We start from the raw sequence: 14,341 nt of genomic DNA, 5'->3' as shown, positions 1-14,341 counted from the left end.
AATGAAAACTTTGTATTTTGACGAAATTGAAAATTGGAATGAACCCACTGTTCTTGTCTTGGGCTATTTTGATGGTTTGCATCGCGGCCATCAAGCACTGTTTGCTGAGGCAAAAAAAATCGCAGCTGTTCTAAATTTGAAGATTGCCGTCTTAACTTTTCCAGAAAAACCGACACTTACTTTTCAAAAATTCGAACCAGATATGTTGCTTAAGTTAACAAGTGATAAAAAACGAGAAGCACTTTTTGCAGAAAATGGTGTGGACTATCTAGTTTTTAAAGATTTTACTTCAAGTTTTGCTAAGCAAACAGCAGAAGAGTTCTCTAAAAATATAGTGGAAAAGTTCTTGCCGAAAGTTGTTATTACTGGATTTGATCATAAAACCGGGTCAGACATGACTCAACTTAAAAGTAGTGAGCAATATAAAGTGGTTGTTGTCCCTGAGGTTGCAGATGATGAAGGAAAGATTTCTTCTACACGGATACGTGAACTTGTGAAGACTGGCGATATCGAAGCAGCAAATGTACTTCTAGGTTATCCTTATGAGACAACGGGAATAGTTGTGCATGGCTTTGCTCGTGGCCGAACAATAGGTTATCCCACTGCTAATTTGGCGATTAAAGACTTTATTCACATCCCATCACCTGGTGTGTACACAGTTGATGTTCTTTGGGATGGTAAACGACAACGTGGCTTTGCTTCGATTGGCTATAATGAAACCTTTAACGGCAAAGAAAAAACAGTTGAAATTCATATTTTTGATAAAGATTTGGACTTATACGGGGAAAATTTAACAGTACTCTGGTTAGACAAGATTCGTGAGATGATTAAATTTGATAGCATCGAAGCCTTGATTGTTCAGATGAAAGACGACGAAGAAAAAGCACGTCAATATAAAGTAAAAGAAGCCTAATTTTGATTAGGTTTTTTCTGTTGCTCTTTATTCGGTTTATGAGTTGGTGTGAGAAAGTTTAAAACGTTAATTCAAGCAGAAAGGGCTAGATTGTGATATACTTAATAAGAACAATTTTTAAGGAGAACATTAATAATGTCACGTAAACCTATTATCGCTGGTAACTGGAAATTGAATAAAAACCTCAAAGAGGTTAAAGAATTTATCGCTAACATTGACGGTAAATTGCCATCAGAAGACAAAGTAGAAGTTGCTATCGCAGCTCCTGCACTTTACCTTGTATCAATGGTACAAGAACGTGGAAATAACCCACTTAAAGTTGCAGCAGAAAATGTTTACTTTGAAAATTCAGGTGCATTCACTGGTGAAATCGCTCCAGCTATGCTTGCAGCAGAAGGAATCGAATATTCAGTAATCGGTCACAGCGAACGCCGTGAGTACTTCCACGAAACAGACGAAGACATCAACAAAAAAGCTAAAGCACTTATCGCAGCTGGTGTAACACCAATCCTTTGCTGTGGTGAAACACTTGAAACTTTTGAAGCTGGCAAAACAGCTGAATGGGTTTCAGCTCAAATCGAAGCTGGTCTTGCTGGTATCGACGGTAAAGATGTTGCAAACATGGTTATCGCTTACGAACCAATCTGGGCTATCGGTACAGGTAAAACTGCCACTGCGGAAATCGCTGACGAAACTTGTGGAGTTGTTCGTTCAACAGTTGAAAAACTTTACGGAAAAGAAGTTTCAGACGCTGTACGTATCCAATACGGTGGTTCTGTAAAACCTGAAACAGTTGCTGAACTTATGTCTAAAGAAAACATTGATGGCGCTTTGGTTGGTGGAGCTTCACTCGAAGCTGATTCATTCCTTGGCTTGCTTGAAATTTACAAATAAGATAAAAAAAAGAAACCTATCGAGGTTTCTTTTTTTTATCTTATTATCTTTATGAAGTTTTTCTTTTACATCTATCTCTTCTTCAAATAATCTGAGTAATATTCCTTAAGGAGATTAATAATTTGCTTACCAATCAAGTAATAATCCTCTGTAGGCAAGTTGGCTTGGGAAATGCGGAGTGTACCACTAGAAGCACCAAAACCTGTCCCATCCATTAAGACAACACCATTTTTGTCAGCGAGATTGAGCAAGAACTCTAAGTAATCAAAATTTTCTTCCAAATAGATACGGAATTTTTTACCAAAACGGATTTCGGCAAGTTGATAAATATCTACGAGCGTATAATATTTAGCATTCTCTTTCGAGTTGTCTGGCTCTAATTTCATAGCTTTAAGCAAATCTTGATAGCGCTCATCGATAAGAGCATCACAAGCTTCAAAGTAAGGATCTGCCTCTTTACGATGAATCAAATGCGTAAAGGCAAAAAGAACTTCCATGATTTGTTGCGGTGTAGAGAGTCCAGCTGTGTGATAAAGACCAACAGAACGTGAATCAGCAACAATACGTTCGATAAATGGCAACTCTTTAGTGTCATGTGTTACAATATCATAGCGCTTGTCGAGTTTCTCAATATCCTCAGGATCAAGTTCAGAGATAAGACGATCAAAGACATTATCTTCCTGCATAGCAATAAGCCCTAAACGCCAACCTGTTGCACCAAAAAGTTTTGAGAAAGAATAAACGAGAATGGTATTATAAGGGACGACACTATAAACAGATTGGAAATCTTGAACAAAGGTTCCATAGACATCGTCTGTAATAATGATAAGATCCGGATTTTTTTCAACAGCTCGTTTTAAAGCGTCAAGTGTTTCTTGACTGAATGCTTTAGAACCCGGATTTGATGGATTAACTAAGAAGAATGCCTTAATTTCAGGATCTGATAATTTTTCGATTTCTGTTTCGGGAATGCTCCAATTATCACTTTCATCTGAAGTAATCAAGGTTTCGACGAGATTGAACTCACTTAGACCAGGAAGTTGCAAGTAAGGTGTAAAGATAGGTGTGTTAATAGCGATTTTATCACCCGGAACAACTAATTTATTACGCTTGAGTGAGTTGAAGATATAGACAATCGCAGCTGTACCACCTTCCGTTGGGAAGATTTGTGTCTTATCTTCGAGATGAACGCCATTATACAGAATTTTTTCCATAAAACGGTTCAAGACAATTTCGGTATTTCTCAGACAGCGGCTAGGAACAGGATAGTTATTTCCGATAGCGCCATCGATAAATTCCTTAATCACATCGTCAATATTGAGTTTAAGATCAATTTCGATATAATCCATGACATCAATCAAAAATTTGTCAATCTCATCATCGTCAGGTTCTAAGAATGCTTCAAAACGTTGCCCAATACCTTTCAATGTCGTATATCCAGCCATATCAGCTTTTTCAATCGTACGAAGGGAGTCTTTAATACCAAATTCAATTAAGCGATTAAAGGCTAAACGTGCTTTAGTATTAATCCAGTTTGGATTACCGCGACCGGCATTCAAAAAGATATTGGCTTTTTTATTTTTTTCTGCCAGTTTAAGCATTTCAAAGCTAACTTCAAAAGCTCCTAAACCGGTGTAATCATTAATGGTAACTTCTTTTTCCATGTGTTCTCCCATTTAAATTTATTGAACTTTTGTTATTAATTATAACACAAAGAGAGCAAAAGTAGTTATAAGTATCAAACTGGTGAAAATAAGGCTATTCTTACATTACCGAAGATTTTCTATAAAAGTGGTAATTGTTCACTGTTTAGTAAATTTACAGACAGCAAAAGGTCAAAAGAATTATGATATAAGCTGCCTCACTTTTTTGAAAGTCTAGTTTAGGATAAGAAAATTTATTTATCTTACCCTCTTCATTGAATAAAAATCTTGATAATAGAAACTTTTCACGGTATTATTACTGCCTCTCATGTACATTAGATTAAAAAGTCTGACAGATATAACGTTTTAGGGATTGAATATGATATACTTTAATTATCAAACATTATGGAGTAAAAGATGGCATTGCATACTTATGAATTTTATAAAAATAGAAGACACGATCCGAAATGGAGAAGTGCTTATATAAAATTCAGGAATCAGCGGATAATTCAGATGATAATTGGGATTATCGTCGTGTTATTTCTATTAACTCTTGCAGCACTATTTTTAAATTATATGACTACTTATAATTTGACATCCAACGATTTAAATTTAGAGGTAGCTAAAGATTTCTTTGGCTACTGTCTAAAAGCATTTGGACGAGCTATTGATAAAATATCTAGTCTGTTTTAATAGTGTCTAAGTTAAATATATTTTTAAAATGAGAGCGTTCGATCGATTAATCGAACATTTTTTTGTTACAATAGTAAGATATGAGTTTTTACCAGTAAAGGAGAGCGGCGAGATGGCATATTTACTTATTTTGAGTGCTGCTGTTACCTTATATTTTGCTTTGGGCTACGTTAGAGCCACACTCAAAGGTTGGGTGATTCCCAATAAAGTAACTTGGTTTCTCTGGGCTTTAGCGCCAATGATTGCTTTTTTTGCCACCTTTTCTTCGTCGGGGTTTAGCCTTGGTCAAATTCCTGTTTTCATGGCTGGCTTTACGCCTTTACTTGTTTTTGGCGCTTCCTTTATAAATAAGCAGTCTTTTTGGAAAATAACCTTTTTTGACTTGTCCTGTGGAATAGTTTCACTGATCACCTTAGTCATCTGGTATTTGACACAGAATTCTAATCTGGCGATTTTATTGGCCATCATGAGTGATGCTTTAGCAGCTTTGCCTACCTTGATTAAAGCTTGGAGATATCCTGAAACTGAAAGCATTAAGCCCTTTGCTGCGGGAATAGTGACCACGGGAATTGCCCTTCCCGCTACAAGTACTTGGGATTTTGCACACCTTGCTTTCCCTGTTTATCTTTTTCTGCTTAACATCTTAATGACAGTGATTTTAAAAGTGAAAGATAAGTCAATAAAAATAGAATAAAGTGAAATCTGTAAAAATTATAAAACAAATAATGAAGAGGTAATAAAGTGAAAAAGAACGAAACAAAAGCAGCTTATATACATATCCCTTTTTGCTCACATATTTGTTACTATTGTGATTTTGCTAAAGTTTTGATGACGGGACAACCGGTCGAAGCTTACATCGATGAGTTGCTTAAAGAGTATGATAGCTATGGTATTAGTAGTTTAAAAACGCTCTATATTGGGGGCGGAACACCTAGTGTTTTGCCTGCAGATCAACTTGAAAAATTACTCACGCATTTGACGAAAAATCTTGATTTAGAAGAACTTGAAGAGTTCACGGTGGAAGCAAACCCTTCTGATTTAACAGATGAAGTTCTTGCTGTTTTAGCGGATTCGCCTGTGAATCGTATCTCACTTGGCGTACAATCCTTTGATAATAAACTCTTGAAAAAAATTGGGAGAACACATACTGAAGCAGAAGTCTATTCTTCAATAGAAAGACTACGTGCTGCCGGATTTGAAAACATCACGATAGATTTAATATATGGCTTACCGAACCAAACAATGGAAATGGTTGAGAGGGATGTTCATAAATTCTTAGAATTGGACCTTCCCCATGTTGCCTTATATAGCCTGATTCTAGAAGATCATACAGTATTCATGAATCGTCAACGTCGTGGACGCCTCCGTTTACCATCTGATGATCGCAATGCGGATATGTATGAGTATATTATTGAAACGCTGACTTCTAAAGGTTATTCACATTATGAAGTTTCAAACTTTGGAAAAGTCGGCTATGAAAGTAAGCACAATATGACCTATTGGGACAATGCGGAATACTATGGCGTTGGAGCTGGAGCTTCAGGTTATCTGGATGGCATTCGTTATAAAAATCATGGACCTGTTCATCATTATTTACGCGAGGAAAATAAACGCGTAAATGAAGAAGTATTGACAAGGAAACAAATGATTGAAGAGGAAATGTTTCTAGGATTACGTAAAAAAAATGGTGTATCTATAGAACGTTTCCAAAAGAAATTTGGCCAAACACTTGAAGAAGTTTATGGTCCAGTTATTGCGAAATTAAAGATTCAAAAGATGTTGCTTGATGCTGATGGACGTGTACGGATGACAGAAAAAGGATTTGAATTAGGAAATGAAGTTTTTGAACAATTTTTGTTAGATTAAGTATGTATATCTGAAAAAAATTGTCCTAATCTGTGTTACAATAGTGTGAATGAAGAGTGAAAATAGTAATATGAGAAAAAAGCTTACCCCTCTGGCAACCGTGATTGTTGCTGGAATTTTTACTGCTCTGGTCTTTGTTTTTGGTAACTTAAGGTATCAGGTTCCCGAGATGGCATCGACGCATGAAAAAGAAGAAACGGTGGTTGTAAATAAATCATTAAGCAACGAAGATGTTGATTTAAACCGATTTGTAGTGGATATCTCCGCATGGCAGCGACCTGAAGATATTGATTACAACTTGATGAGTCAAGAAGTTATTGGCGCTGTTGTACGAGTGCAAACAGGGAAATCAAGTAAGGACAATGCAGCTGCTTATAAAAGTGGTGAAGATCGTCAATTTAAGACGCACATGACCGAATTACAAAAGCGAGGCGTTCCTGTTGCAGTATACGCCTACGTCAACGGTAAAAATGTTGAGGAGATGAAAGAACAGGCACGTCTTTTTTATGAGCGCGCTCATCCTTTTAAGCCCACATATTATTGGCTTGATATCGAAGAAGTTAGTATGGATAACATGAGCGAGGGAGTAGATGCTTTCCGCGAGGAGCTTAAAAGCCTAGGTGCTAAGAATATAGGTATCTATGCTCAAGATTGGTTCTTGACTGACCATAAGATTGACTCTAGCCATTTTAGTTCAATTTGGATGGCTGATTATGGTCGAAATACGGGAATGTGGGATACATCTCCTAAAACGGATTTGAACTATGATATGCACCAATTCACGGACCGTGGACAATTGTCGAGCTATGGTGGACATTTAGATTTAAACATGATTCGTACGCAAGAACAGTACGATAAACTTTTTAGAAATCCCTAATAAGATAAAGGGAAGGAGCAGTAGACGAAAGTCTATTTTCTTTATGTTATTTTTGAGATAATAAGAAACGAAACAATTGAACAAGTAATAAGATAAAATCAGGAGCGAAGATGGCAAAGAAAAAACAAACAGGATTGAAGGCAGGGGCGGGTATTCTAGGGACAGTTGTTGTTCTTGGTTTAGGATTTTTAAAGTCAAATCCAGAAATACTGTCGTCAGTTACAGGATCACCCTCGCTGAATCAGCCAGCACAAAGCCAGCAACTTAAAAATTTTAGCAAGGTCGATTATGGCAGTATCAAAGACAAAGTGCCGACACAGTCTTTAGCACAATCAGTTTTAACACCTTCAATTAAAAAGAATCTCAAAGATTCAGTAACTTACAATGGGACAGGTGCTTTTATTGTCAATGACAATAAAACAGATTTGGATGCAAAAGTTAATAGTGCACCTTATGTCCAACTGGCTAAGCAAGATGCTTTAGGCCGTCCTAAACTTGCCAATGCGCTTCTCAATAAGACGAGTCGTCAGTACAAAAACCGTTCAGAAACAACGGGAGCAGATGGGAAGTCTAACAGTGCGAAAATAAATCCTGTAGGCTGGAAACAACTCATGATTCCTTCCGGTTCATACAGCACACTCTATAACCGAGGACATTCGATTGGCTACGCGCTAGCAGGAAATATCAAAGGCTTTGATGCCTCAGAAGCAAACCCACAAAATATCAGTACACAAACCGCTTGGGCCAACCAAGCAAGTAATGGCAATGACGAAAATACAGGACAGAACTACTATGAAGGATTAGTCCGCAAAGCTCTCGATAAGAATAAAACAGTCCGCTATCGCGTAGAACCTATGTATGACGGGAACGATCTTGTTCCTTCAGGTACGCATATGGAAGCTAAGTCGAAAGATGGAAGCTTAGAGTTTAATGTTTTCATCCCTAATGTCCAGCCTGGGATTCAAATTGATTATGCCTCGGGTAAGGGAACAATATTACAGTAGAATTGTATACTCGCTATTAAATAAAATAAAAAAAACGTAGAAACCGATACTCTGTTTTTACGTTTTTTTTTATATCTTTTGAAAAGAAGGACTAAATCTTATCGTATTGATCTAGACCGTAGCTTTCAATCATTTGAATGAGCTTCTCGGTATAAGCAGGGTCTGTTGCATAACCAGAGGTTTGCACGGCTTTAGCAGCTTCTTTATAGTTTTTCGCAGCTAAAACACTTGCGTATTGCTTAGGGTTCCATGTTGTTCCTTTAGTAAAGAGATAGGCGTGTCCTTCAACAGATTCTTTCCAGCCATCATATACCCGAAACTTTGCTTTTACGGTAATCCACTTATCATTTTCAAATTCTTTCGTATCTAAAGTAACAGTTGGTACATCACCATAAGCTTTGATCCCAAAAAGATTGTAGTATTTTGCTGCAAGTCCACTTTGACCAAAATTACTTTCTAAAGCAGCCTGAGCCAAAGTCAGAGAGGCGAGAACATGGTACTTTTCTTGCGATTCTTGTGCGTAGGGAGCTATAGTGCGAATGAAGTTGTATTCTGTAATTGTTTCAACTTGGTTAGCGAGCTCAGTGTCATTACGATTATCACTTGTTTGTATAATTCTAAAGTTCAAGAGGTTTGCTGCAACAAAGAGAAAAATCAAAAGCTGCAAAACAATGCGAAAGAAACTTCGGATTTTAGAAGTAGACTTGCGACGCTTTTTATCATATGTCATGACATTAGTATAACAAAAAAGTCTCAATTTGTGGATAGGTTCAAAACTTATTACGCTAGAAAAAATGACAGCTGATTCGTTTTTGAACAGAAATAAAAAAGATTCCTTTTTGGAAACTTTTTATTTCTTATTTTCTATTTCGCTCTTTAATGGCTTGAGTACCGAATTGTGGTAGGCGAATGACTGAAAGTCGTTGTAAGAGCTCTTGACGATAATCCGCACGACCAACAATCAAAGTGACTTTACTGAAGAGATAGCAAGACAACAATGTGACGGCAAAGTTGGGCAAGGTAAGGTATGTGAGAAGAGAAAGACTTAAGACAATGACATCGCCACCAAATAAAACTTTATCCACTTTGAAGCTCCATTTTTCTTCTAATATTCGGCCCAAAAGCAAGGTGCCTCCAAAAGTACCTTCAGAGATAATGACTAATCCAGCAGCTGTTCCTGAGAGAATTCCGTCAAAAATACCAGCAAAGACGATATTAGAAAACTGGATTCCTGTAATCCCGATTGCTTCGTAAATCATCATCCAGACACTCATAGCGGCTGCACCTGGAATACTGAGAAGAAGCTCACGTGAAGATAAGTATTTACGGCCAAAAGTAAAGAGTGGTACATTAACGAGGAAGAAAGTTAAAGCAGGATTAACACCAAAGACAAAGTCCATCAATACAGAAAAGCCAGCAACGCCATTGCTGGCTAGTCGGTTGGGGATGACGAAAAGCTGTACAGATAGGACATATAGTCCTACGCCGATAAGTAGTATCAGTAAATCCCGCATAAAATATTTATCTATTTTTACGCCTAAAAGTGTCATAAGTTCTCCTTAACAGTTCATTATTTCTAGGATATCCTTAAAGCTTCGAATAAATAATTTCGTATCTTTGTAATTGCTTTAAAGGAGCCTACATTTATCAGTGTTGTAACTATTATTATTACATTTAAAACTTAATTAAACCTTGTATTAGGCAGAAATTACTATTATATTATAGTAAAATCATAAAGATTCAGACAAATATAGAAAAAGATATTGATTCATTAAAAAAGCAGTCTTTTTTAGTCTTGGTTAAGAAGACGAATGTATAATATAACTATTCCAAATAATACTCTTTTTGTAACATCTTTAGTCCTCACCAATGTGAGGACTTTTTAAAATCACAAAATGTTATAATATAAGAATTAGTTAACAGTTTAGTTTAAAGGAGGGAAATACACATGAACAATGTAAAAGAAATAGGTGTTACAAGTGAGTTTGCGCCACTGAGACGTGTAGTTTTAACACAATCGGAATTTATCTTACCTCACGAAGAGCATACCAATGATGACGGTTCTTTCCTTGAAGACGATGTCCTTGATATGTTTAATAATAAAGACACCAGCGGAAAAAATTATGCAGAAGTGTTTCCCGAAAGACAAAAGCAGTGGGAAGAAGAGCGTGCAAATCTGCAAGCTTTGCTAGAAAAATATGATATTGAAGTTTTGCGTCCACGTCTTCTCACGGATTATGAGAAAGAACAAGGAAAAGTCTATGGTGCTGCAAACTTTTTTGTACGTGACCCGTTCTTTACGATTGGTGACTCCCTGATTGAAGGGTCTATGCGCTTTTTCCATCGCCGCAACGAGGTTTTACCCGTAAGAAACTTACTCACTGAACAAGCCTATTCTAGCGATGCTTTTTACGTTTCTCTTCCAATGGCAGATACTTCACAAGGAGAAACGAATGAGAGTGGACCTTTCTTAGAAGGTGGCGATATCCTCGTTTTAGAAAAAACAGTATTTGTAGGAAATTCAGGTAAAGCGAGCAATCATAACGGCTATTTATGGCTTAAAGCTTATTTAGCACATTGGGGCTATCAGGTGATTGAGGTTAAACTCCATCCTGATGTTTTACATCTTGATTGTGCTCTAAGTCTGGTCAGAGATGGTCTAATGATTGTCTGTGAGGAAGCCTTTTTAACAGGTGTACCTGAGCTGCTTAAAAATTGGGATAAAATAAATGTTCCTTTCGAAGATATTGCAAAGCTTGCGATTAATGGCCTCCCAATAAATGAAGAAGTATATATTTTAGATTCAGAGTTTAAATACATTGGTGAAGCCCTTGAAGCACGGGGAGTCCGTCCAGAGTACCTTGATTTCAAAATATCCCGAAGTTTAGGTGGATCATTTAGATGTAGCACACAGCCCTTACTTCGAAAATAAGAAGCATAAGTTTAAAACAGAAAGCCAGCCCTTAGCTGTGATATAATTATCAAATGAACTACGAAAACTATATCTGGGATTTAGGTGGCACTTTACTTAATAATTACGAAAATTCTAGTCATGCTTTTGCTGCAGCACTTTGGCAAAAGGAAGAACGAGTTGTTTTGCATGACGATGTATATGCAGCACTCAAAGTTTCCACTGCTCATGCTGTGGAGCAATACGCAAGCCACATACCAGAGTTTCTTGAAACATACCGAAAACTGGAAGCAGAAGCTTTGGTCAAACCAATTTTGTTTGAGGGGGCTTCAGAGCTCTTGGGTACTATCGTGAATCAGAACTGCAAGAACTTCATGATTTCTCACAGAGACAAACAGGTATTAGACATTCTTGAAGCAGCCCATATTTCTCAATATTTTACTGAAGTTGTCACGGCAGATAATGGTTTTCCGCGTAAACCAGCACCGGATTCAATTAATTATTTAGTGCAAAAATATAACTTAGACCCCAAGAAGACGGTGATGATTGGTGACCGTCCTTTGGACATTGAAGCCGGTCGTACAGCGGGTATTGCGACTATTTTCTTTGATACTCAGCAGGAGTATTCCAAAGCAACGCGAAGCATCAAAAAATTATCAGACATTATGGAGTAAACTGAACCACAATGAATACTTTTCTTATATCGAATGAAAAAGCTGTTGGGCCAGGCTTTGGCCTTTTTAGTGCCGATCACTTTTTTGCCCTTGCTGTTCTAGCACTGATCAGTTTTGGCTTGATTCGTACGTACCTTCGGGCAAATGAGGAGAGACGTAAAATGTTACGTCTACTTGTTGCTTCAGTTACCTTATTGCTTGAAGTCATTAGAGATATTATTTTAGTTATGACTAATCAATTTTTGTACGCAGATTTGCCCTTTCAACTGTGTGGACTTGGCATATTCATTATTTTATTTGATGCAGTGCGCTCAAATAAAACGAGTCGTGAGCTCTTGTATAGCTTAACTTTACCTGGAGCAATTTTTGCACTTGTGACACCGAACTGGGTAACCAATGATTTTGTTAATGTCTTTGTATGGCAGAGCTTTTTGATTCATTGCTTACTTATCTCGTATGTTTTAATGCGTCTGATTGCAGGCGATTTTGTCCCTCAATGGCGTGAACTCTGGCGCTCTGCTGCATTTTTGACGATTGTTGTGCCTATTTGTGCCTTTCTCAATCAAGTTTGGAATCAAAACTTTTTCTTCCTAAGAACACCAGTTCCGGGAAGTCCACTTGAACCCATCTATAATGTATTCGGTTCTTATTATATCTTAGGTTTAATTTTTATTGTATTGATGTTTTGGCTTGTTATTTATCTTCCTTGGTCATGGAAAGAATCACCGAAAGTTCGGATGAATTAAGAAAAAAGACGAAATATATTAAACAAAAAAGCAGCGTAAAGCTGCTTTTTTTCTGAAATTATTAAGATGGAGTAAAAGCTTTTATGGCTCGCAGTATATAGTAAAAAAAGCTAGAATGTGCTATAATTATAAGTAAGTATTTTCAAAGAAATGAGATTATTTTGAACGAAGAAAATAAAGAACAAATTGAAAAAAAGGCAGAAGAATATGATGCCAGTCAAATTCAAGTTTTAGAAGGACTTGAAGCGGTTCGTATGCGTCCTGGGATGTATATCGGATCAACTTCAAAGGAAGGACTACACCACTTAGTGTGGGAGATTGTTGATAACTCTATCGATGAAGCGTTAGCGGGGTTTGCCAGTCATATCGAAGTGTTTATTGAACCTGACAACTCTATTACAGTTGTGGATGATGGGCGTGGTATTCCAGTAGATATCCAAGAGAAAACGGGACGTCCTGCGGTTGAAACGGTCTTTACTATCCTCCATGCTGGGGGTAAATTTGGCGGTGGCGGCTATAAAGTTTCTGGTGGTTTACACGGTGTTGGTTCATCCGTCGTGAATGCTCTCTCTACACAGTTAGATGTTACCGTACATAAAGATGGTCAAAAATATTATCAAGAATATCATCGTGGTGTTGTTGTCGAAGATTTGGCTATTGTCGGTGAAACAGAGAAACGTGGTACGGTCGTTCACTTTACACCAGACCCAACGATTTTCACTGAGACACAAATCTTTGACTATGATAAGTTGGTAACACGTGTCCGTGAATTAGCTTTCTTAAATCGTGGCTTACGTATCTCTATTACCGACAAACGTGAAGGGCAAGAAGACAATCATGCTATGTTCCACTATGAAGGTGGGATTCAATCTTATGTTTCCTTCATTAATGAAAATAAGGAAGTTATTTTTGACACACCCATCTATACAGAAGGTGAATTAGATGGTATTACTGTAGAAGTTGCTATGCAATATACAGGGACTTACCACTCGACAATCATGTCTTTTGCAAATAATATTAATACACACGAAGGTGGTACGCATGAACAAGGTTTCCGTACTGCTTTAACGCGTGCGATAAACAACTATGCAAAAGCTCAAAAGCTTCTTAAAGATAATGAAGAAAATCTTACAGGAGATGATGTCCGTGAAGGCTTGACTGCTGTTATTTCTGTTAAACACCCTAATCCACAATTTGAAGGTCAAACTAAAACCAAATTGGGAAATAGTGAAGTGACAGGTATCGTCAATAAGCTCTTCTCAGAAGCCTTGCAAACTTTTATGCTTGAGAATCCTCAAGTTGCGAAGAAAATTGTTGAAAAAGGTATTCTTGCGAGCAAGGCACGTATCGCGGCTAAGCGTGCGCGAGAAGTAACACGTAAAAAATCAGGTTTAGAGATTTCTAACTTGCCTGGTAAACTTGCTGACTGCTCTTCCAATGATCCAAAACAAACGGAACTTTTCATCGTCGAAGGAGACTCTGCTGGCGGTTCTGCTAAGTCTGGCCGTAATCGTGAATTCCAAGCGATTTTGCCTATCCGTGGTAAAATCTTGAATGTTGAAAAAGCGACAATGGATAAGATTTTAGCAAACGAAGAAATCCGCTCTCTCTTTACAGCGATGGGAACTGGTTTCGGTGCTGATTATGATTTATCTAAAGCACGTTATCATAAGCTGGTTATAATGACCGATGCCGATGTGGATGGTGCGCACATTCGTACGCTCTTGTTGACACTTTTCTACCGTTATATGCGTCCTGTAGTTGAGGCGGGATATGTCTATATCGCTCAACCACCAATTTACGGAATCAAAGTCGGCTCAGAAACAAAAGAGTATATCCAACCCGGAGAAAATCAAGAACGTGAGTTGAAACTTGCACTTGAAAAATGGTCTCAAGGACGTGCAAAACCAACAGTACAACGTTACAAAGGTTTAGGGGAAATGGATGACCATCAGCTTTGGGAAACAACTATGGATCCTGATGCTCGTCTTATGGCGCGTGTATCTGTAGAAGATGCCGCTGAAGCAGACAAAATCTTTGATATGCTAATGGGCGACCGAGTTGAACCACGTCGCGAATTTATCGAAGCAAATGCACAATACTCTACTATTGACGTTTAA

At 37.6% G+C, this 14,341-nt stretch carries 13 protein-coding genes; 10 read left to right on the top strand and 3 right to left on the bottom strand.

Annotated features, from left to right (window positions below):
* Position 1 precedes the first annotated feature (1 nt).
* A complete protein-coding gene (locus tag VNN39_RS00065; RefSeq protein ID WP_252175723.1) occupies positions 2 to 913 on the top strand; it encodes a bifunctional riboflavin kinase/FAD synthetase in 912 nt (303 codons plus the stop codon).
* A 135-nt stretch (positions 914 to 1,048) separates the two neighbouring features.
* Positions 1,049 to 1,807: a triose-phosphate isomerase gene (gene tpiA, locus VNN39_RS00060; protein ID WP_004258230.1), complete on the top strand. Its 759-nt coding sequence runs from the start codon at positions 1,049 to 1,051 to the stop codon at positions 1,805 to 1,807.
* Positions 1,808 to 1,878: 71 nt separating this feature from the next.
* On the opposite strand, the gene VNN39_RS00055 is transcribed toward tpiA, so the two are convergent.
* A complete protein-coding gene (locus VNN39_RS00055) occupies positions 1,879 to 3,471 on the bottom strand; it encodes a bifunctional aspartate transaminase/aspartate 4-decarboxylase (RefSeq protein ID WP_017369792.1) in 1,593 nt (530 codons plus the stop codon).
* A gap of 784 nt (positions 3,472 to 4,255) precedes the next feature.
* Here VNN39_RS00055 and VNN39_RS00050 point away from each other — a divergent pair.
* The 4 genes from VNN39_RS00050 to VNN39_RS00035 all read left to right on the top strand — a co-directional run bounded on the left by VNN39_RS00050 (position 4,256) and on the right by VNN39_RS00035 (position 7,890).
* The gene (locus VNN39_RS00050) at positions 4,256 to 4,837 is read left to right on the top strand and encodes a hypothetical protein (protein ID WP_165713715.1); all 582 of its coding nucleotides are present in this window, start codon (positions 4,256 to 4,258) and stop codon (positions 4,835 to 4,837) included.
* 47 nt (positions 4,838 to 4,884) lie between these two features.
* Positions 4,885 to 6,009, top strand: a complete 1,125-nt coding sequence (gene hemW / locus VNN39_RS00045; protein ID WP_338997646.1) for a radical SAM family heme chaperone HemW — start codon at positions 4,885 to 4,887, stop codon at positions 6,007 to 6,009.
* A 70-nt stretch (positions 6,010 to 6,079) separates the two neighbouring features.
* Positions 6,080 to 6,886: a GH25 family lysozyme gene (locus tag VNN39_RS00040; RefSeq protein ID WP_165713721.1), complete on the top strand. Its 807-nt coding sequence runs from the start codon at positions 6,080 to 6,082 to the stop codon at positions 6,884 to 6,886.
* 110 nt (positions 6,887 to 6,996) lie between these two features.
* Positions 6,997 to 7,890, top strand: a complete 894-nt coding sequence (locus VNN39_RS00035; RefSeq protein ID WP_338997645.1) for a DNA/RNA non-specific endonuclease — start codon at positions 6,997 to 6,999, stop codon at positions 7,888 to 7,890.
* A gap of 91 nt (positions 7,891 to 7,981) precedes the next feature.
* On the opposite strand, the gene VNN39_RS00030 is transcribed toward VNN39_RS00035, so the two are convergent.
* Positions 7,982 to 8,620, bottom strand: a complete 639-nt coding sequence (locus VNN39_RS00030) for a glycoside hydrolase family 73 protein (protein WP_243415539.1) — start codon at positions 8,618 to 8,620, stop codon at positions 7,982 to 7,984.
* Between the two features lie 127 nt (positions 8,621 to 8,747).
* Positions 8,748 to 9,440, bottom strand: a complete 693-nt coding sequence (locus tag VNN39_RS00025) for a YitT family protein (protein WP_338997644.1) — start codon at positions 9,438 to 9,440, stop codon at positions 8,748 to 8,750.
* 398 nt (positions 9,441 to 9,838) lie between these two features.
* On the opposite strand from VNN39_RS00025, the gene VNN39_RS00020 reads away from it, so the two are divergent.
* The 4 genes from VNN39_RS00020 to gyrB all read left to right on the top strand — a co-directional run bounded on the left by VNN39_RS00020 (position 9,839) and on the right by gyrB (position 14,341).
* On the top strand, positions 9,839 to 10,822 hold the full coding sequence (locus VNN39_RS00020) for a dimethylarginine dimethylaminohydrolase family protein (RefSeq protein ID WP_338997643.1): 984 nt from the start codon (positions 9,839 to 9,841) through the stop codon (positions 10,820 to 10,822).
* A 53-nt stretch (positions 10,823 to 10,875) separates the two neighbouring features.
* Positions 10,876 to 11,475 carry an HAD family hydrolase gene (locus VNN39_RS00015; RefSeq protein WP_338997642.1) on the top strand — a complete coding sequence of 200 codons (600 nt, stop codon included), beginning with the start codon at positions 10,876 to 10,878 and terminating at the stop codon, positions 11,473 to 11,475.
* Positions 11,476 to 11,486: 11 nt separating this feature from the next.
* On the top strand, positions 11,487 to 12,221 hold the full coding sequence (locus tag VNN39_RS00010) for a TIGR02206 family membrane protein (RefSeq protein WP_338997641.1): 735 nt from the start codon (positions 11,487 to 11,489) through the stop codon (positions 12,219 to 12,221).
* A 161-nt stretch (positions 12,222 to 12,382) separates the two neighbouring features.
* Positions 12,383 to 14,341 carry a DNA topoisomerase (ATP-hydrolyzing) subunit B gene (gene gyrB, locus VNN39_RS00005; RefSeq protein WP_017369781.1) on the top strand — a complete coding sequence of 653 codons (1,959 nt, stop codon included), beginning with the start codon at positions 12,383 to 12,385 and terminating at the stop codon, positions 14,339 to 14,341.

Origin of the sequence: Lactococcus formosensis (assembly GCF_037892375.1) — a bacterium.
Taxonomy (GTDB): Bacteria; Bacillota; Bacilli; order Lactobacillales; family Streptococcaceae; genus Lactococcus; species Lactococcus formosensis.
This window is presented reverse-complemented; position numbering and strand designations above follow the sequence as displayed.

Bases quoted from the DNA above. Each gene is read 5' to 3' on its own strand.
- VNN39_RS00035 (WP_338997645.1), top strand. From the start codon at position 6,997: ATGGCAAAGAAAAAACAAACAGGATTGAAGGCAGGGGCGGGTATTCTA.
- VNN39_RS00065 (WP_252175723.1), top strand. From the start codon at position 2: ATGAAAACTTTGTATTTTGACGAAATTGAAAATTGGAATGAACCCACT.
- VNN39_RS00025 (WP_338997644.1), bottom strand. From the start codon at position 9,440: ATGACACTTTTAGGCGTAAAAATAGATAAATATTTTATGCGGGATTTA.
- VNN39_RS00050 (WP_165713715.1), top strand. From the start codon at position 4,256: ATGGCATATTTACTTATTTTGAGTGCTGCTGTTACCTTATATTTTGCT.
- VNN39_RS00020 (WP_338997643.1), top strand. From the start codon at position 9,839: ATGAACAATGTAAAAGAAATAGGTGTTACAAGTGAGTTTGCGCCACTG.
- VNN39_RS00015 (WP_338997642.1), top strand. From the start codon at position 10,876: ATGAACTACGAAAACTATATCTGGGATTTAGGTGGCACTTTACTTAAT.
- tpiA (WP_004258230.1), top strand. From the start codon at position 1,049: ATGTCACGTAAACCTATTATCGCTGGTAACTGGAAATTGAATAAAAAC.
- VNN39_RS00010 (WP_338997641.1), top strand. From the start codon at position 11,487: ATGAATACTTTTCTTATATCGAATGAAAAAGCTGTTGGGCCAGGCTTT.
- VNN39_RS00055 (WP_017369792.1), bottom strand. From the start codon at position 3,471: ATGGAAAAAGAAGTTACCATTAATGATTACACCGGTTTAGGAGCTTTT.
- VNN39_RS00040 (WP_165713721.1), top strand. From the start codon at position 6,080: ATGAGAAAAAAGCTTACCCCTCTGGCAACCGTGATTGTTGCTGGAATT.
- VNN39_RS00030 (WP_243415539.1), bottom strand. From the start codon at position 8,620: ATGACATATGATAAAAAGCGTCGCAAGTCTACTTCTAAAATCCGAAGT.